An 18,993-nucleotide genomic window follows, 5' to 3' on the forward strand; every position below is an offset into this window, starting at 1 on the left:
TGCTCAGGACGCGCGCAACTCGCTCTGGTGCTCCAGGAACCACCGGTAGGTCTCCTCGATGCCTTCGCGCAGCCCGATCTTCGCCTGCCAGCCCAGCGCATGCAGGCGGCTCACGTCCATCAGCTTGCGGGGGGTGCCGTCGGGCTTGCTGGTGTCGTTGACGATGGTGCCTTCGTACCCGGTGATGTCCTTCACCAGTTCGGCCAGCTCGCGGATGCTGATGTCGTCGCCGACACCGATGTTGACGATGTCCTCGCCCTCATAGGTCTTGGTCAGCTGCACCACGGCATCCGCCAGGTCGTCCACGTGAAGGAACTCGCGGCGCGGGGTACCCGTGCCCCACATCACCACTTCGGCATCGCCCTTGAGCTTGGCCTCGTGGAACTTGCGGATCAGCGCCGGCAGCACGTGCGAGTTGTTTAGGTCGAAGTTGTCGCCCGGGCCGTACAGGTTGGTGGGCATCAGGCTGATGGCATTGAAGCCGTACTGGCGGCGATAGGCCTGGCACAGCTTGATGCCCGCGATCTTGGCGATGGCATACCACTCGTTGGTCGGCTCCAGTGGGCCGGTGAGCAGGTATTCCTCCTTAAGCGGCTGCGGCGCCAGCTTGGGGTAGATGCACGACGAGCCCAGGAAGGTCAGCTTGGTGGCGCCGTGGCGGTACGCGCCGTCGATCACGTTGTTCTGCACCTGCAGGTTCTCGAACAGGAACTCGGCCGGATAGGTACTGTTGGCGTGGATGCCGCCTACCTTGGCCGCGGCCAGGAACACGTACTCGGGTTTGTGCTGGCTGAAGAACGCCTCGACCGCGTCGCGGTCGCGCAGGTCCAGGGTGTCGCGGCCGGCCAGCAGCAGGTTGTCGTAGCCCTCGGCCTGCAGCCGGCGGGTGATGGCTCCCCCTACCAGTCCACGGTGGCCTGCGACGAAAATACGGGCATTGCGCTGCATGCTGCTCGGTCCTGCGGATGGGGGTCCGCTATTCTATGGGGTACGACGCCACGGGTTATCCGTGGCGAGACTTTTTCCGCGACAGTGGCGCGGCCCTGCCGGTAGGCTATCGGCGGCATTTTTTTGGAGTCCAGTAAACGCATGATTCCCGTGATCCTGTCCGGCGGTTCCGGCACGCGCCTGTGGCCGCTTTCGCGCGAGGCCTTCCCCAAGCAGTTCCTGAGCCTGGTCGGTGAGGACTCCATGCTGCAGGCCACGTGGCGCCGGGTGGCGCCGCTGGCATCGGCCGCGCCCATCGTGGTGGCCAATGAGGACCACCGCTTCATGGTGGCCGAGCAGCTGCGCGAGTCCGACTGCCACGGGGCGACCATCCTGCTGGAGCCCGTCGCCCGCAATACCGCGCCCGCGATCGCGATCGCCGCGCTGGAAGCCATGACCGGCGGCAACGACCCGCTGTTGCTGGTGCTGCCCTCCGACCACGTCATCATCAATCCCGAGGCGTTCCGCCAGGCGGTTCGTGCCGCTGCCGGCGCCGCGGAAGATGGCGCGCTGATTACCTTCGGCATCGTGCCCAGCGGCCCGGAGACCGGGTACGGCTACATCCTGGCCGAGATGGGCGAGGGCGTGCGCCGCGTGGTGCAGTTTGTCGAGAAGCCCGACGTCGAGACCGCCAAGGGGTACGTGGCCAGCGGCGACTACTTCTGGAACAGCGGCATGTTCATGTTCCGCGCGTCGGTGTTCCTGGGCGAACTGGCGGCGCACCAGCCGGCCATGCTGGCCGCCTGCCGCGAGGCGCTGGCCAAGGCGCGCCGCGACGCGGACTTCGTGCGGCTGGATAAGGAGGCGTTTGCCGCCTCGCCGTCGGACTCCATCGACTACGCGGTGATGGAAAAGACCCAGGCCGCGGCCATCCTGCCGATCAACGTGGGCTGGAACGACGTGGGCAGCTGGTCGGCGTTGTGGGAAGTGGCTGAGCAGGACGGTGACGGCAACGCGCACCACGGCGACGTGGTCGCGCAGGACTGCCGCAACACCCTGGCGTGGGGCGACGGCCGCCTGTTGGCCCTGCTGGGGCTGGAGGACGTGGTGGTGGTGGACACCGACGACGCCGTGCTGGTGGCCCACAAGGACAAGGTGCAGGAGGTCAAGAGCATCGTCACCGCACTGAAGAAGCAGGGCCGCCCTCAGCCGACGTGGCATCGCAAGGTCTACCGCCCGTGGGGCAGCTACGACTCCATCGACATGGGCGAGCGCTTCCAGGTCAAGCGCATCACGGTCAAGCCGGGCGCTTCGCTCAGCTTGCAGATGCACCACCACCGCGCGGAGCACTGGATCGTGGTCAGCGGCACGGGCCGCATCACCCGCGGCGATGAGGTGATCCTGCTCGCCGAGAACCAGAGCACCTACATCCCCTTGGGCGTGAAGCACCGCCTGGAGAACCCGGGCGTGGTGCAGCTGGAGCTGATCGAAGTGCAGTCCGGCAGCTACCTGGGCGAGGACGACATCGTCCGTTTCGAAGACGTGTACGGTCGCGGCTGAACCAGGGGAAAGGTTTTGAGCAAGGCTTTCAAGGCATACGACATCCGCGGCCGCGTGCCGGATGAGTTGGATGAATCGCTGGCGGTCCGCATCGGTGTTGCGATGTCCGGCCAGCTGGGTGATGGTCCGGTGGTGCTGGGCCGAGACGTGCGCCTGAGCAGCCCGGCGCTGCAGACCGCGTTGTCAGCGGGGTTCCGCAGCACGGGCCGTGAGGTGATCGACATCGGGCTGTGCGGCACGGAAGAGGTGTACTTCCAGACGGCGCACCTCGGGGCGGCAGGTGGCGTGATGGTCACCGCCAGCCACAACCCGATGGACTACAACGGCATGAAACTGGTGCGCGAGCAGGCCAAGCCGATCAGCGGCGACACCGGCCTGTTTGCCATCCGCGACGAGTCCGTGTCGATGCAGGTCGGCGAGCCGGCGCTTCGGGCATCGGAAACGCTGTCGCTGGACAAGTCTGCGTACCTGCAGCATCTGCTGGAATACGTGGATGTGGCAGCGCTGAAGCCGCTCAAGATCGTGGTCAACGCCGGCAACGGCGGTGCGGGGCTGGTGGTCGACGGACTCGCCCCACACCTGCCTTTCAACTTCATCCGCCTCCAGCACGAGCCGGACGGCACCTTCCCGCACGGCATCCCCAACCCGCTGTTGCCGGACAGCCGTGCGGCCACCGCGGACGCGGTGCGGGCCCACGGGGCGGACCTGGGCATCGCCTGGGACGGCGACTTCGATCGCTGCTTCTTCTTCGATGCTGATGGGCGCTTCATCGAGGGCTATTACCTCGTGGGGCTGTTGGCCAAGGCGCTGCTGGCGCGCGAGCCGGGGGGCAAGGTCATCCACGACCCGCGCCTCGTCTGGAACACCGTCGAGATGGTGCAGGAGGCGGGCGGGATTCCGGTGATGAGCAAGACCGGGCATGCCTTCATCAAGGAACGCATGCGTGCGGAAAACGCCGTTTACGGCGGCGAGATGAGCGCGCACCACTACTTCCGCGACTTCGCCTATTGCGATTCGGGAATGGTGCCGTGGCTGCTGATCACCGCACTGATGTCGGCGACCGGGCAGTCGTTGGCAGAACTGGTGGAGGACCGGATGCGCCGGTTCCCCTGCAGCGGCGAGATCAACTTCACCGTGGCCGATGCGCCGGCCGCCATTCGGGCGGTGGTGGAGCGCTATGCCGCCCTCTCACCGGAGCTGGACCACACGGACGGCGTCTCGGCGGATTTCGGTGACTGGCGGTTCAACCTGCGCAGCTCCAACACCGAGCCGTTGGTGCGCCTGAATGTCGAATCCCGCGCGAACCCCGATCTGGTTGCCCAGCGCGTGGAAGAAATCAGCAGCATCCTGCTGGGCGCGGGCTGAGCGCGTCCTCCAGATAGCCGATCACCGCGGGCAGTAGCTCGTACCGGCGCGGGTAGGCCAGCTCCAGCACGGGGATCCTGTTGCTGAGGCTGGCCGTCTTGGCAAACAGCTGGCTGACATTGCCCAGGTCCGAAAGGTCCAACTGGAAGCCGTGGCGGGTGAGCGCCATGCAGGCTTCATTCCCGTGCAGGCGCCGGGTGCCGAAGGCGTCTGCCGGCGCACCCAGCACGACCACGGCGTCAAGCCGCTCGGGTGCCGCGGGGTCGGCGTCGACGATGTCGATGCGACGTTTCGCGCTGTAGTCGGCCATCGGCCGGCTGTCGTGGGCCTCGGCAAAGAGTGTGTCAAGGGAGTCGGGCAGCAGCCGCAAGCTGGGGTAGGTGGGCCAGGCGTAGACGCCGTCATCGTCGACTTCCACGCGCGCACCGTCATCGGTGCGCAGCAGCGCGCCCGTCGCCTTGCAGGCGGCGGCAAACGTGGACTTGCCGCGGCCGCTTTCGCCCAGGATCAGGACGCACCGGCCCGAACGCAGGCGCACGAGGGCGCCGTGCAGCATCAGTACGGCCTGCTGCGCCAGCAGGCGGGGCAGGGCCTGGTCCAGCAGCACGTGGTTCACCGACTCGGCGCTGGCGCCCGGCCAGGCGGAGACGTGCACCTGCTGGTCGGGTGTTGCCAGGATGGTGGCGACACCCGGGAACTCCATCAGGTAGCCGTCCGCGCACCGGGCGCAGGTCAGGTTGGTGCCGTGGTCGGGATCGTTGAAGTCATGACGCCAGAGAATGTCGCTGCGCTGGGCGCACGGCGTCACCTGCATGGCCACGATGCGCATGCGGGTGGAGGTGTCGGGGGGCGCAACGGGCAGTTCGGGAAGTACGAAGCTGGCGCCGACGGCGTCGCCGGCGAATAGGAATTGATGCGGCATAGGCGGCCAGCGAGTGGCCTCCGTGGTGCAGTGGCGGACGTTCCCCTTCCTGCCAGTGCGATTACGGGTTCAGCACTTTCCAGTGCTTACGTGCGGATCTGCCAGGACTTGCTGCCTTCCTGGCCATTGCCGAACTTGGCCCCAGCACCTGCCGAAGCCTGGCTGGTGAGGTCTTGTACACGGCCAAATTCAGTGAAGACGGGCGGCATGTACTTGTTCAGAGACACCGTCGCGGGCCTGTGCGGCCCGTTCGCTTGCTGTACCGACATCGCTCAATCCCCTGATTTGAGTGCTGTGTCACAGATCTTATCGCGACTGAGGTCTCGTTTGCGACTTTTTCTTTGCCTTTGGCACTTGCCTGTTTGCGGGCTACTGCCTCGCCAGCCAGTGGGCAAGCGTGGCGAGGTTGAACAGCCGGTCCCAATCGTCCGAGTCCGGAGGGGCATGCAGCGGCGTGGACAAGGCCTGGCGGATGGCCTGGGGCGCGACGTACGGGCGGAGGCGATCCTGCTGGGCCTCCAGCGCTTCGACCACGCGGCGGTGGTGGCGGTGGAGCAGGGCCTGCGTGCGGGCCCATCCCAGATGCTGCTTGTCCTGCCGCTGCCGGACGGCTTCCGGCAGATGCCCGGCCATGGCGTTGCGCAGCACGGCTTTGGTCCAGCCGCCATGCAGCCGCTGGCGATCCGGCAAGCTGAGGTAGAGGCGCAGGCAGTGACGGTCCAGGAACGGGTGGCGGGGCTCGATGCCGTGGCTGGCGGCCACGCGGTGATAGCGCTCCACGCCCACGGTCAGGTAAGGGTGGTCGAGGATTTCCGCGGCCTCCGCGCGTTCTGACCAATGCGGCACGGGCGCCAACCATCGCGCGAGCCGATCCAACCGGCTCGGCAGGTCCACCTGCCGCGCGAAATCCGGGTGGATCAGGCTGTCGGGTGGCGTGATGGGGGCGGAGGCAGGGCGCAAGGCACGTCTCAGGGTCCGCGCCCAATCCGGAACGAATGCCCGGCGGGCCACGTGGGCGAACTGCCGGGCCGCCGACGGCCCCAGGGGGTAGGTCCGTGCCAGGCCCTGGACGTTGCGCCAGGTTTCCCAGGCGTGCCCGCGGCGCAGGCGGCGTGCCATGCCATTGCCGATGAGGAAGGGCATGTCGCCGTCCACGCCATCGATCACCGCGTCGAGCCCGTCCTGCGCGGCGGCCCAATACGCGGCATGCATGGGCATCATCAGGGCGTCGAAGGGCTCGTCGCATTGCCAGGCGTGTGCCCAGGCTCCTTCGGCCACCTCGCCGATGGCGGTGTGGTCCAGCAGGCGCGGCGCGAACCCGCGGAGCCCCTGCATGGCATGCACCGCCCGCGTCTCGCTGTTGGGGGACCGGCTGTCGACCAGCGAGTAAGTCCGCAATGGCCCGGCACCGGCGGCACGCAATTGCGCGGCGGCGAGGGCGGCCAGGGAGGAGGAGTCCATGCCACCACTGACCATCGCGCCGGTGTTGCCTGCGGCCAGGTGGTGGCGGACGGCGCGGTCCAGGGCCTCCTTCAAGGCCTCGGCCCACTCGTCATCACTTCGCGTGACCGCCGCGGCTGGCTCGTCGTGCAGGGACCAGTAGCGCTGCTCCTGCACCCCGTTACGGTCCACCCGCAGCCAATGGGCGGGAGGCAGACGCTGGATGCCGGCATGGAAGGTGGACGACTTGTCGATGCCTTCGAGCTGGGTGACCAGGAAGTCGGCGATCCGGGCGTGATTGAGCTCGCGCGGAACGTCCGGGTGCGCCAGCACGCCTTGGGCGCTGGAGGCAAACACCAATAACCGGCCCGGACCGACATGTAGGTAGAGCGGGCGGATGCCCATGCGGTCCCGTGCCAGGAACACGGCTTGCCGGCGCGGGTCATGGACCGCAAACGCGAACTCCCCGTCAAGCTGTTCGGGCGTGCGTTCCTGCCAGCGCAGCCACGCATGCAGGATCAGTGCTGCATCGTCTTCTGCAATCGCGCGGTCAACCGCCAAGCCCAGGCGGGCCGCAAGGCCGGGCTTGTCACTGAGGTGGCCATCCGCCACCACCACGCAGCCGCTGGCGGGGTCACGGGCAATGCCGTGCAGACCGGATCGACGCGGCTGCATCGCCCAGTGCACGGCTGCCGACGCGGCGCTGGCGGTCTGTTCGCGGGCTGCGACCGACCACGGGGTGAGGGCAAGGGCGGCCTGCATGGCGTCCAATGCGCTGGCCGCCACGGGGTGACCATCGATGTGGATGAAGCCGCAGATGCCGCGCATGGACGTGAGAGGGTGCCTGTTAGTATTAGTGTGATGGATTTACCACTTTCCGTCGCTGATCCCGGACGTCATTGGCTGGCGGCCATCCTCCGCGAGGGGCGGCCGGTGCCGGCCCCTAGCGGGGTGAGCGGCGATGCGTTGTTGCGATTGGCAACCGAGGAAGGGGTGGTCAGCCTGATAGCGGAACGGCTGCCGGGGGAGGGTGGCGATTCCGGGCTGGCGGGAATGTTCGCCACCGCCAGTCGCCGCGCCGTGGCGCTTTCCATGCTGCGGGATGCCGAGTGCCGGCGCCTGCTGCGCTTCCTCCGCGAACGGGACGTGCCGGCGCTGCTGTTGAAAGGCTCCGCCTTGGCCTGGTGGCTGTACCCGTCTGCGCACCTGCGGGAGTGCAGCGATATCGACCTGTTGTTGCCGTCCCGGCAAATCGCCGATGCGCTGGCCCAGGACCTGGTGGCCCTAGGCTATGACCAGGGCTACACCCAAGGGCGCCGAGCCTACGAGCGCGTGTGCCGCAAGGCGCTGTCGCCTACGCTGCAACTGGACCTTGACCTGCATTGGGGCCTCAACAACGCGCCCGTGTTTGCTGATGCGCTGCCGGTGCAGGAACTGTGGGATCAGGCGATAGCCCTGCCCACGCTTGCGCCCAATGCGCAGGGGCTTGCCCCGCACCACGCGCTGCTGCATGCCAGCATGCATAGGGCGATCAACCTCTACACCGGGCTGGGCGACCGGTTGAAGTGGCTGTACGACGTGCATTTGCTTGCGCTGCTTCTGACGGCCGACGGGTGGGCCGCGTTCGTGGCGGCGTGTCGCGATCGGCACCTGGCGGGGGTCTGCCTCTCAGCCCTGGACGCCGCGGACCAGTGGTTTGGTCCCGCCGCGCCGCGGGAGGCCATGGCCCAATTGCGTGCGCTCCCGGTGGGCTCGGGCGTCGACGGAGCGCGGCTGGCGGATTGGCGTTACATGCACCGGATGAACCTGCGCGCCTTGCCCTCGAACTGGTCGCGGCTCGGCTGGCTGGCCCGGAAGGCCTTCCCCGAAATGGGCCATATGCGTGAGATGTACGGAACCGACCGCTCGCTCGTGGGCTTGTGGTGGGCACGCACGCGGCAGTTGTGGGTAAAGGCCCGCTAGCCTTGCGGGCCGCGCTCAGTCGGTAAAGCGGACCAGCTCCGGAGGGAGTGCGCGGTGCTGCGCGAGCGCCACGCCCTGCAGTTCGACCCAGGCGTGGGCGTCGAGTTCGCCGGGGCCCAGCTGTGCCCCGATGACGAGTTCGGCCGGCAGTCCGCGGCGGCGGAGCCACCAGTGCACGACCAGTGCCTGTCGAAGGCAGGTGTTGGCGTACAGCCCGCGCTTCCCCGCGATGGCGGCAAGCCGGGCCAGTTGCTGGGCCCGCGCAATGTCCGATGCGGCAGTGGGACGCGGCGCTGAATTCCCACGCAGGCGCCGAAGCCGTCGCTGGGTGGCCTGAAGGCCGCGTTGGCGGAGGTGCAGGTCTACGGCCGGCAGCAGGAGGGTCAATGCCGCGAGCTGCCATTTCTCCTCCCAGGGCAGCCCCAGGAGACGTCCGAGTGGCGTTGCGGTGTCAGTCATCCAGGGTCAGCAGGCCTGCATCGGCCAGCTGCCGGACAAGCGTCAGGACGTCGCTGGCCAACTGGTCGGCCGCGACTTCGTATTCCTGCAGCAGCACCTGATGCGCGGCTTGCAGGCTTGGGTCCTGGCCCAGCAACTGCCACACGCGCGTGCCGACGGCATTCAAGCCAAAATAGCGCTCACTGCGCAGATCCAGCAGGACCGACTCGCTGCCGGTAACCTGCATGCGGACATCCGGCGACAGGAAGACGCGCGAGGTAAGCAGCGGGGCAGGGGGCGAAAGCGTGGTCACGTTTGAAGGGGCGCAATGAAGTGACGGGAGAAGTCGACCGCGCGCGGTCTGGCGCCAGTATAAGGGCGCCCCGGGGGATGGACGGGGCAGGCTCGCCGTGGGGCTTCCTGTGGGACCTGCTGGTGCGCTACCGGGCCCCGGCCACGTGGCTCGCACTCCTGATGGGCCTTCAGAGTGTGGCGGCACTGGGGTCCCCGTGGATGGCGGGACGCTTCACGACCGAGCTGCTGGCCGGGGACCCGGTGGATGTCTGGCTGGCGGTGTGGTTTGCCTTGATCGTGGTGCAGGTGGGGCTGGGCTATCTGGCGGGACTGCGTTCGCAGGCCCTGGTCTCGCGATTGGTCGCCGACACCTCGATCCAGGCCTTTGACCACTTGCAGTCATTGCCGCTGGGCTGGCACGGGGAGCGTCGGCGTGGCGAGGTGCTGGCGCGGGTGACGCAGGACGTCGACCGGCTCTCGTACTTCCTGGTGAACACGCTGGTGCCGCTGCTGCCACTCGTGGTTACATGCCTGGGCGCGTTCGTGCTGATGCTGAGGGTGGACGCCGCCACGGCGTTGGCCGTGGTCCTGGTGCTTCCGGTGATCTTCGTGGGGCTCCGTCTCGCCCGGCGCCAGTTGCGACCGTTGGCGCGGCTGGAGCATGACGCGTCGGTCCGCAAGTGGTCGCTGGCCGAGCAGAACCTGGCGATGTTGCCGTTGGTGAAGGCCTATGCGGGCGAGAGGCACGAGTCGGACCGTTATGCCGAGCAGGCCCAGCGGCTGAGTGAACTCGAAATCCGCCTCGGTCGCCTGCAACAGTTGATTACGCCCGCGGCGCGACTGGTAGCCGCCGCGGGGGTGATGATCCTGCTGGGTGTTGCCAGCCGAAGCGTGGCGACGGGGGCACTGTCGGCACCGGAGTTGATCACCTTGCTGCTGTACGGACTGCTGCTCACGCAGCCCCTCAGCCAACTGGCCGGGGTGTACGGGCAGGTGCAGACCGCTCGCGAGAGTGCCGAGCGGCTGTCCGCGTTGTTCTCCGAAGCACCTGAGGTGGACGAGGGCTCGCGCCAGATCGGGACCGCGAGGGGCGAGGTGGAGTTTCAGCAGGTGGGATTCGCCTATCCGGGGCGGCCTGCGCTGTACGAATCATTGGACCTGTTGATACGGGCCGGTGAAACCGTCGCCATCACGGGGGAGAACGGAGCGGGCAAGAGCACGCTGGCACACTTGCTGCTTCGTTTCATGGCACCGGCCCAAGGTCGTGTGCTGCTGGATGGCGTGGATATCGCCGAGCTGCGGTTGACCAACCTGCGCACCCACGTGGGTCTGGTGTCGCAGCAGGTGATGCTGTTCCACGGGTCGGTCTTCGACAACATTGCCTACGGCAATCGTGCCGCGACCCAGGCGCAGGTGGAGGCGGCGGCGCAGGCCGCCATGGCGCATGAGTTCATCAGTGCCTTGCCGGACGGGTACCACACCGTGGTCGGAGACCAGGGCCTCAGGTTGTCGGGTGGCCAGCGCCAGCGAATCGCGCTGGCCCGGGTGCTGCTCCGGGACCCTGCGGTGATCGTGCTCGATGAGGCCACGGCGATGTTCGATCCTGACGCCGAACGTGCGTTCATTGCCCGCTGCCACGCGGTACTGGAGGGTCGAACCGTGCTGCTGATCACCCATCGTCCCGCTAGTCTGGCCTTGGCAGACCGCGTGCTGCGTTTGATCAACGGCAGACTGGAACCCGTGGTGTTGGAGAGTCGCCGCGACGATCAGGGCTGACAATTTCTCACTTCGCGTCTGCTCCCCTGTGAGGGTGCGACAAATACAATAGCGTGATCAGCGTCATGCTCTGGGCCAGCGGCTTGGAGCGAGCACGCGCAAAGTTGAGGACAGTGCCCAGTGGCAAACCGTATTCGCAAAGCCGTGTTTCCCGTGGCGGGCCTCGGCACCCGTTTCCTCCCGGCCACCAAGACGGTGCCCAAGGAGATGATGCCCATCGTCGACAAGCCGCTGATTCAGTACGCAGTCGACGAGGCGATCGAGGCCGGTTGCGACACCCTGATCTTCGTGACGAACCGCTACAAGCACGCGGTCGCGGATTACTTCGACAAGGCCTACGAGCTGGAGCAGAAGCTGGAGAAGGCCGGTAAGCAGACGCAGTTGGACCTGATCCGCAACATCCTGCCGCCCCACGTGCGCGCGGTATTCGTGACCCAGGCCGAGGCCCTGGGACTGGGGCACGCGGTGTTGTGCGCGAAGTCGGTGGTGGGTGATGAGCCGTTTGCGGTGATGTTGCCCGACGACCTGATCTGGCACCGCAACGGTGACGGGGCCTTGAAGCAGATGGCCGATCTGGCCGAGCGCGAGGGCGGCAGCGTGGTGGCGGTGGAGGACGTGCCCCGGGAGATGACCGGGAGCTACGGCATCGTCGATGCCCCGGCATTCGACGGACAATCGGGCCTGGTCAAATCGATGGTGGAAAAGCCCGCCCCGGCCGATGCCCCCAGCACGCTGGCCGTGGTGGGTCGTTATGTATTGGACTCACGCATTTTCGGCTTGCTGGAGGAAACTCCCCCCGGCAAGGGAGGCGAGATCCAGCTGACCGATGCCATCCAGCAGTTGTTGGCCGAACAGCCCGTACACGCGTATCGCTTCAAGGGCACCCGCTTTGACTGCGGCAGCCATCTGGGGCTGATCGAGGCGACGATCCGGTTTGCCTTGGACAACGAAAAGCTGAGCGCTTCGGCGGCGCAGGCCATGCGCACCGCGTTGGAGGAGCTGAGCAGGGTGGAGCGCTGACGAAGCGCCCGCCAATGGGCGCCCCGGCGAAGGGCGCCCGCCAAGGTGGCGTTGCACTACTCGGAGCGCTGGTGCTCGTAACTCGCTGTGCAGATACCCATTACTGCAACGCCGATGCAGGCGCCCAGCATTACCCCAATGATGAAGGTCAGCATCCCCGTGGTCCCCTGTTGGTAACCCCCGGGCCGGTGGGCCGGAGGACGGCTTGTCGGGCCGTTGAAGGATGACAACGGATTCTGCACAAGCGATCCGGCCACCGGCAGTGATTGCGTCACACTCCCAGCAGCCCGAGAGCCGCGGTGGAGGGGGGGCAGCCTGGGCCTCACGCCCAGTTGATGCGGTTACGACCTTCCTGCTTGGCGCGATAGAGCGCCTGGTCGGCTCGCTTCATCACGCCGCCAAGTGACTCCCCGTCCCGGATGCGGGAGATGCCAACGCTGACGGTGATGCCGCGACTGCTCTCCAGGTCGGCGAAGCCCGCGCGTACGTTCTGTGCGAAGGCCGTGACCTCCTCGGGATCGTTGGCCGCGGTGATCACAACGAACTCTTCGCCACCCAGCCGGGCGGCAATGCTGCGCACGGGGCGCAGTCGCGACATCAGTGCGGCCAGCCGCTGCAACACGTCATCGCCCGCCGCGTGTCCGTAGACGTCGTTGACCAGTTTGAACCGATCGACGTCGAAGAAGAGCACGAACACCGGCCGACCTCGTTTCACGCCCTCGGCAATGATCCCCGGTGCCAGTTCATTCCAGCCATTGCGATTGTGCAGCCCCGTCAGGGAGTCGGTGCGCACGCGCGTCTGCAACTCAATACGCCGCAGGTGCGAGTGCATGGCAAGGCGCATGCGGAAGTGGCGCAGCACGGCTCCAAACACCACCGCGAGGCTCCATTGCAGCCAAAGCAGCACGGAAGCGGCGTGCGGGTGCGCGTGGGCGTGGTACGCCAGGAAGCTGCCGCTAGCCAGGGCGATAGCGACCACACCCAGGACGCGGATGGTCAGGGTGATGGAGATGAGCGGAAACAACAGAAACAGCGACAACCGCTCGGCATGGGACACGGGGTCCGGAGCGGCGGATGCCACCAGGAAACCCAGTAGTGGCATGTACACCAGGATGCCCGCGACCCGGACCGGAAAAGGTTCGCCATACAGGCTTGCATACGCGGCCAGCAGCAGGCCCGCGACACCCGCCCCCAGCACCACATCCGGCAGGCCGCCGCCGGCGACCCAACCCCAATGCTCAAACGCATGGAGCAGGCAGACCAGCGCGCCTCCGCATACGAGGATCAGGAAGTGGGCGAAGCGGGAGCCGGTCAATTGCGACCGTGTGAACGCGTCGATGTGTTGTCGTGCCGCAGCCGCGCTGAGGTGACGCCCGCGCCCAAGCAACCATCGCTTCGAGAGTTGCAGCCGGGAGAGCGTGCCGGAAGGCGAAAACATGACGGAGGCCGCGCGTTTGATGCGAGCAGTCTGAGCGGTACGAGAGCTTCAAACCGCAATGCAGTCGACACTCTCCGCTTCCCGTAGGGAAAGCGTTTCATGATCATTCAAGTTTATCTAGGTGAATGCCGGTGATCGTAGTCACAGTTTGCACACGTGGCGTGCTACAGAGAGACAACTCCTATCTTTCCGCCCTTGCGATGCCTGCAGAAAGTGTGAACGCTGCAGCAAATGTAAATACAAATGCAGATGCGGAAGCGGTAGGCCCTCGACGCCCTCGGGCCGCATTACAAGGTGGTTATGCGGGATATGAGAACGATCCACATGTCGTCTGGGCGCGGACTTGCGGGCGTGGTACTGGCCCAGCCCAGTCCGGATATACGCGCCGCATTCACCGCGGCGCTGGCGGAGGTCGAGGCCCGGGTTTCCGTACGCTGGTTTGACGATGGCGCGCAATGCCTGGCTTATCTGCAAGCCGTTGAGCTTCCTCAAGGAGACCCCGCCCCGCGACTGGTGCTGATGTCTTTCCACCTGCCGAGGCTGGGCGGCCTGCAGGTGTTGCAGCGCCTGCGCAATGGCCGTGCGCGCCGTGGTCTGCCCGTAGTGATGACAGGGACGCCCACCGATGGGGGTCTCGTCCGTCCTGCCTATCAGGCAGGCGCCAACTCCTGCGTCCTCCTGCCGGAAGACCGCGAGCAACGAACGTTGAGCCTGTCCACCGTGCTTGAGTACTGGATGAACGTGGTGGTGGGCCCGGTCCCAGAGGCGCGCGCAGGATGATGCACGCCCAGGTGTTGCGTTGCTTGGTGATCGACGACGACGAGGAGGATTACCTCCTGCTGCGCGATGCACTGGAGGACTACGCGCCGGGGCAGTTCGTGCTCGATTGGGTCGGGTCCTTCCAGGCGGGGCAGGAGGCCATGGCGCGGCAGGATCACGACGCGTACCTGGTCGACTTCCGACTGGGCCATCGCGACGGCCTTGAGTTGGTGCAGGAAGCGCGCAATCGCGGGGGTGCGATCCAGGCCGTCATTGTCATGACTGGGGTAGGTGACCGCGAAGTTGACCGACGGGCACTTGAAGCCGGCGCCTTCGATTACATCGTCAAGGGCCACTACGACGGCGCGCTGGTGGGACGCGCAATCCGTTACGCGGTGGAGCTGACGCGGCAGATGGAGGAAATCGAACAGCGCAAGCGACACTACCAGCGCCTGTTCGATACCAACCCGCTGCCGGTTTACGTATTCGACAGCCACTCACTGCAGTTGGTGGCGGTCAACCGGGCCATGGTCGAGACCTACGGCTACAGTGAGGAGCAGCTTCTTGGCATGCGTGTGGGCGACCTGCGCTCACCCAGCGAAGCGCGCCGGCTGGAGGCCTATCTGCCCCAACTGGGCGATGCCGTGACGTCGGCCGGCATCTGGGAGCACCGCCGCGCCGACGGCACGCCGTTGTGGGCGGATATCAGCACGCACGCGATTGATCTCGATGGGCGCGCCTGCCGCATCGTGATTGCCCGCGACATCACGGCCGAACGGGAGGCACAGGCACGCCTCAAGTTGCTGGAGCGCGCGGTGAACTCCAGTACCAGTGGCATCGTCGTGGCCGATGCGCGGGAACCGGACATGCCCCTGATCCTGTGCAACGCCGCGTTCGAACGCATCACGGGGTATCGGGAAGAGGAAGTCATCGGGCGGAACTGTCGCTTCCTCAACTGGCCCGATCGCAACCAGATGCCCTTGGGCCACGTTCGCAGGACGTTGCTGGAGGGCGGCGATTGCAACGTCATCGTCCGGAATTTCCGCAAGGACGGCACCGCGTTCTGGAATGACCTGTACCTGTCCCCCGTGCGTGACCCCGATGGGACCATTACCCATTACGTGGGAGTGCAGAACGACATCACCGCACGTCGCGAGGTGGAGGACGAGCTGGCCCACGCCGAGCGTCATGACCCGATCACGGGTCTTCCCCGTTACCAGGTGGTGGAGCCGAGCCTGGCCCACGCCTTGCAGGGTCCCAACGGCCAGGCGTCGGTGTTGTTCATCGATATCGACAGGTTCCACAACATCAACGAGACCATGGGTCACTCGTTTGGCGATGGTGTACTGCGCAAACTGGGTTGGCGGGTGGTCCGCGCCGCCGGCGAGGGTGCGGTCACGGCCAGGTTCGCGGGGGACGACTTCGTCGTATTCCTGCCCAATGCGTGTACCGCGCGAGCGCGGGAAGTCGCCGCGGAGATTCGCAGCGCGATTGCGCGCCCCATCGATGGCGGCTCATACACGTTCCAGGTGACCGCAAGCGTCGGTGTCAGCTGCGGCCCCGCGCATGGCACCACGGCCAAGGACCTGGTGCGCAGGGCCGAGGCTGCCAAGGATGAAGCCAAGCGGGTAGGGCGCGATGCGATTCACGTGTTTTCTTCGGAGAACATGCGGCAGGTGGAGGATCGCCTCAACTTGGGGGCCAATTTGCGTGAAGCGACCCGTTGGGGTGAGCTGGAACTGCATTACCAGCCCTTGGTGGGCGCTCACACCGGCAAGGTGTGTTCATTCGAGGCGCTGTTGCGTTGGACGCAACGGCAGCATGGGGTGGTGCCGCCCGACCGTTTCGTCCCGGTGGCCGAGGCCTTGGGGCTCATGCCCGAGATTGGGCGTTGGGTGATCAACGAAGCGTGCCGGCAACTGCGGGCGTGGCATGACATGGGTCTGGAGGGGATCTCGCTTGGCATCAACCTTTCCGCGCAGGAGTTGCAGCGTCCCGGCGTAGTGGACCTGATGCGCGATGCGTTAGCCGAACACAGCATCCAGGGCCGTTACCTCGATATCGAGATCACGGAAAGCTCGCTGATGGAGAACGTGGGCCAGGTGGCTGACGTGATCATGGAGCTGAAGCAGTTGGGGCTCAGTCTCTCCCTGGACGACTTCGGAACCGGCTATTCCAGTCTGGCTTACCTGAACCACTTTGCGCTGGACAAGCTCAAGATCGACCGGTCGTTCGTCCAGCGGTTGGGACGGGACCCGGGCGCCGAAGCGATCACCCGTGCCATCGTGGCGATGGCGCATGAGCTGGGACTTCGTGTGGTGGCCGAGGGCGTGGAAACGCCCGACCAGGCACAGCGATTGCGAGAGTATGGCTGCGACATCTTCCAGGGGTATCTGTTCGGGCGCCCCATGGACGCGCGAGCGGTCGAGGCCATGTTGAAAGAGCAGGAGTCCGCCCGCGCGTGAGGCGGGTGGCGGGATAACGACATCGCACGGTCCCAGGTGGACAGGGGTGTCAAGGCGTTGAGGTGGGGAGGCGTTATGGCGGCAAAAGTCAATCGAGTGCTGGTGATCGACGATGACGAGGAAGATTTCCTCATCATCCGTGACCTGCTCATGGACACGGGAAACAGCGAGTACGTACTGGAGTGGACCAGCGAGGTCGACGCCGGACGTGCGGCGCTGCGTGCCCGGAAGCACGACGCTTATCTCCTGGACTATCGCCTCGGCCCCGCCGATGGCATGACGATGTTGCGTGAAGCCACGCTTGCCGGTGGCCCGTGCCCGATCATCATGCTGACAGGACATGGAAGTGACAGCGTGGATCAGGCCGCACTCGAGGCGGGTGCCTCGGATTTCCTGGTCAAGGGGACGATTACCGGTGAGCAGTTGCTGCGTTCGTTGCGGTATGCGATCGAGCGCGACAGGCAGATGAACGAGGTACTGTCGGCCCACCGCCGATACCGCGCGCTGTTCGAGAAGAATCCCCTGCCATCGTGGGTGCAACGGGTTGAGGACGGCCACATGATCGCTGTCAACGACGCGATGGTGGACAAGTATGGGTACACCCGTGACGAGCTCCTGGCCATGTCCAGCCAGGCGCTGGTGGCCGATGAGCAGACGTTGCGCCTGGCCGAGTTTTTCCGCCGCCATTCGGGGGCGGTGGGTCAGGCGGGTGTGTGGCGACATCAGACGCGCACTGGAAACCAGCTGTGGACGGAAGTGACCCTCCACCCGCTGGAGCTGGAAGGCCATGACTGCCAGATTGCCATCGCCAATGACATCACTCCCTTGGTCGATGCCCATGCGCACCTCGCGCTGCTGGACCGCGCCATCCAGTCCAGCGTCAATGGCGTGGTGATATGTGACGCACGCCAAGCTGACCAGCCGATCATTTTCATCAACGCGGCGTTTACGCAGATCACCGGCTACCAACCCGAAGAGGTGATGGGCCGAAATTGCCGTTTCCTGCAGGACTTTGAGCCAGACCAGCCGGAGGCGCATGTCCTGCGCCGCGCTGTGGCGGAAAAGCGCCCTTGCGACGTGGTGCTGCGCAACTTCCGAAAGGGCGGGGAACTGTTCTGGAACCATCTGCAGATCGCCCCGGTGAGTGATGCGGACGGTGCCGTGACGCACTTCGTGGGCGTAATAAGCGACATCACCAAGCAGCGCACGGTTGAATCGGAACTGGCATACGCCGCCAGTCACGACGTGGCGACCGGGCTGCCGCGATTTGGCCTGGTCGCGCAATCAATCAAGGATCTGATGCTGCACCCCAATGCCACGCTGGCATTGATCGTGGTGGACATCGATCGCCTGCACTCGATCAACGAGATCTTTGGTCACGCCGCGGGCGATGCGGCTCTGGCTGCGATTGCGCGCCGCCTGTCCGGGGCCGATGTGGTTCCCGCGGATGCGATGGTCGCGCGTTTGTCGGGCGACAAGTTCGCCATCGTGCTGGAGGGAGACGACGTTTCCTCTCTGGACCGCTTCACCCAGGTCGTGCGCGGGGCGATCTCCGCGCCAGTGGAAGTGGGTGCGCACACGTTGCGGCTGACCGCCAGCATGGGCATCGCGCGGGCCCCGGATCACGCCGAAGATCCGTACAAGTTGCTGCAGGCGGCCGAGTCGGCGCTCTACCACGCCAAGCGGCAAGGCAGGGGTGGGATCGAGTACTTCACCGTGGAGCACGAGACGGCGTTCACCTCCCGCCTGGAGACGGGCCGGCGTTTGCACGCAGCCTTGCACCGCGGCGAGCTGAGCCTCCACTTCCAGCCGATCGTTCGTGCGGACGGCAACGCGATCATCGGAGCGGAGGCGCTCTTGCGCTGGACCCAGCCAGACGGAATGGAGATCACGGCCTCGGAGTTCGTGGCCATGGCCGAGGCAACCGGCCTGATGCCCGAGATCGGGGAGTGGACGTTGCGTTCGGCGGGCCGGCAATTGCGCAACTGGCTGGACCAGGGACTGGAGTGCGTACCGGTAACAGTCAACATCGCAGCGTCGCATTTCCGTGAGAACCTGCTACCCGAGCAGTTACAACAGGTGCTAGAGGAGTTCCGGCTGCCGCCGTCGCTGATTCGCGTCGATGTGGCCGAAGCCACCTTGCTGGAATCCACGGCACGAACCCGGCAGTTGCTGTCGCGTCTGCGCGACATGGGGGTGGGCGTGGCCATGGACGACTTCGGCACGGGCTTCTCAAGCCTGTCCAGCCTGAAGGAACTGCCCGTGGATGCACTGAAACTGGATCGCGTCTACTTCGAGGAGCTGCGTTCCTTGTCGCAGGGGGAGGCGATTGCAAGAGGGCTCGTGGCCCTTGCGCGGGAGTACAGCATGGAGGTCATCGCGGAGGGCGTGGAGAGCGGTCCCCAAGCGGAATTTCTTCGCGCCGTGGGGTGCGATGCGCTGCAGGGCTACTGGTCGGGCTTGCCGGTTCCAGCGGGTGATTTCGCCGGGCTCCTGGTCTCCCAGCAGGACAAGGCATCCATGGGTGCGATCGGATAATGCAGGAAGTGCAGGCCCCCACTGGCTCATTGGCTGGGCCGAACGCGATGCTCGCCCGTTTGAAGACGTGGACCGATCCCGCTCAGCGA

General features: G+C 66.0%; 15 protein-coding genes. 8 read left to right on the top strand and 7 right to left on the bottom strand.

Features of this window, described 5'->3' with window-relative positions:
* Positions 1-3: 3 nt before the first annotated feature.
* Positions 4-948, bottom strand: a complete 945-nt coding sequence (fcl, locus tag AC3ARF_RS06845; RefSeq protein WP_498931493.1) for a GDP-L-fucose synthase — start codon at positions 946-948, stop codon at positions 4-6.
* A 141-nt stretch (positions 949-1,089) separates the two neighbouring features.
* Between fcl and AC3ARF_RS06850 the strand changes: the two genes are divergently transcribed.
* Together AC3ARF_RS06850 and AC3ARF_RS06855 are read left to right on the top strand one after the other, a co-directional pair.
* The gene (locus AC3ARF_RS06850; protein ID WP_498931495.1) at positions 1,090-2,487 is read left to right on the top strand and encodes a mannose-1-phosphate guanylyltransferase/mannose-6-phosphate isomerase; all 1,398 of its coding nucleotides are present in this window, start codon (positions 1,090-1,092) and stop codon (positions 2,485-2,487) included.
* A 15-nt stretch (positions 2,488-2,502) separates the two neighbouring features.
* Positions 2,503-3,852, top strand: coding sequence for a phosphohexomutase domain-containing protein (locus AC3ARF_RS06855; RefSeq protein WP_498931497.1), 1,350 nt, complete (start codon positions 2,503-2,505; stop codon positions 3,850-3,852).
* On the opposite strand, the gene AC3ARF_RS06860 is transcribed toward AC3ARF_RS06855, so the two are convergent.
* The 3 genes from AC3ARF_RS06860 to AC3ARF_RS06870 all read right to left on the bottom strand — a co-directional run bounded on the left by AC3ARF_RS06860 (position 3,824) and on the right by AC3ARF_RS06870 (position 7,042).
* The gene (locus AC3ARF_RS06860) at positions 3,824-4,774 is read right to left on the bottom strand and encodes a hypothetical protein (protein WP_498931499.1); all 951 of its coding nucleotides are present in this window, start codon (positions 4,772-4,774) and stop codon (positions 3,824-3,826) included. The genes AC3ARF_RS06855 and AC3ARF_RS06860 overlap by 29 nt on opposite strands.
* Before the next feature lie 86 nt (positions 4,775-4,860).
* Positions 4,861-5,043, bottom strand: coding sequence for a hypothetical protein (locus AC3ARF_RS06865; protein ID WP_498931501.1), 183 nt, complete (start codon positions 5,041-5,043; stop codon positions 4,861-4,863).
* 100 nt (positions 5,044-5,143) lie between these two features.
* Complete coding sequence (locus tag AC3ARF_RS06870; RefSeq protein WP_498931503.1) at positions 5,144-7,042, bottom strand: asparagine synthetase B family protein; 1,899 nt, start codon at positions 7,040-7,042, stop codon at positions 5,144-5,146.
* 33 nt (positions 7,043-7,075) lie between these two features.
* Between AC3ARF_RS06870 and AC3ARF_RS06875 the strand changes: the two genes are divergently transcribed.
* On the top strand, positions 7,076-8,176 hold the full coding sequence (locus AC3ARF_RS06875) for a nucleotidyltransferase family protein (RefSeq protein ID WP_498931505.1): 1,101 nt from the start codon (positions 7,076-7,078) through the stop codon (positions 8,174-8,176).
* A 15-nt stretch (positions 8,177-8,191) separates the two neighbouring features.
* Here AC3ARF_RS06875 and AC3ARF_RS06880 read toward each other — a convergent pair whose 3' ends face one another.
* Complete coding sequence (locus tag AC3ARF_RS06880) at positions 8,192-8,635, bottom strand: lasso peptide biosynthesis B2 protein (protein WP_498931507.1); 444 nt, start codon at positions 8,633-8,635, stop codon at positions 8,192-8,194.
* On the bottom strand, positions 8,628-8,927 hold the full coding sequence (locus tag AC3ARF_RS06885; RefSeq protein WP_498931509.1) for a PqqD family protein: 300 nt from the start codon (positions 8,925-8,927) through the stop codon (positions 8,628-8,630). Before AC3ARF_RS06885 ends, AC3ARF_RS06880 begins: the two co-directional genes overlap by 8 nt.
* Before the next feature lie 77 nt (positions 8,928-9,004).
* On the opposite strand from AC3ARF_RS06885, the gene AC3ARF_RS06890 reads away from it, so the two are divergent.
* Together AC3ARF_RS06890 and galU are read left to right on the top strand one after the other, a co-directional pair.
* Positions 9,005-10,684 carry an ABC transporter ATP-binding protein gene (locus tag AC3ARF_RS06890; protein WP_498931511.1) on the top strand — a complete coding sequence of 560 codons (1,680 nt, stop codon included), beginning with the start codon at positions 9,005-9,007 and terminating at the stop codon, positions 10,682-10,684.
* A 120-nt stretch (positions 10,685-10,804) separates the two neighbouring features.
* Positions 10,805-11,704 (top strand): UTP--glucose-1-phosphate uridylyltransferase GalU, encoded by a 900-nt coding sequence (gene galU / locus AC3ARF_RS06895; protein ID WP_498931513.1) that lies wholly within the window; start codon positions 10,805-10,807, stop codon positions 11,702-11,704.
* Positions 11,705-12,026: 322 nt separating this feature from the next.
* Here galU and AC3ARF_RS06900 read toward each other — a convergent pair whose 3' ends face one another.
* Entirely contained in the window at positions 12,027-13,142 is a 1,116-nt protein-coding gene (locus AC3ARF_RS06900; RefSeq protein ID WP_498931515.1) for a GGDEF domain-containing protein, read from the bottom strand.
* A 324-nt stretch (positions 13,143-13,466) separates the two neighbouring features.
* On the opposite strand from AC3ARF_RS06900, the gene AC3ARF_RS06905 reads away from it, so the two are divergent.
* From AC3ARF_RS06905 to AC3ARF_RS06915, 3 genes are all read left to right on the top strand, one after another.
* Positions 13,467-13,922, top strand: coding sequence for a response regulator (locus tag AC3ARF_RS06905; RefSeq protein ID WP_498931517.1), 456 nt, complete (start codon positions 13,467-13,469; stop codon positions 13,920-13,922).
* Entirely contained in the window at positions 13,919-16,366 is a 2,448-nt protein-coding gene (locus AC3ARF_RS06910; protein WP_498931518.1) for a putative bifunctional diguanylate cyclase/phosphodiesterase, read from the top strand. Before AC3ARF_RS06905 ends, AC3ARF_RS06910 begins: the two co-directional genes overlap by 4 nt.
* A 75-nt stretch (positions 16,367-16,441) precedes the next feature.
* Positions 16,442-18,904: a putative bifunctional diguanylate cyclase/phosphodiesterase gene (locus AC3ARF_RS06915; protein ID WP_498931520.1), complete on the top strand. Its 2,463-nt coding sequence runs from the start codon at positions 16,442-16,444 to the stop codon at positions 18,902-18,904.
* Positions 18,905-18,993 lie beyond the last annotated feature (89 nt).

The sequence above is a fragment of the Lysobacter sp. KACC 24251 genome (genome assembly GCF_057747755.1).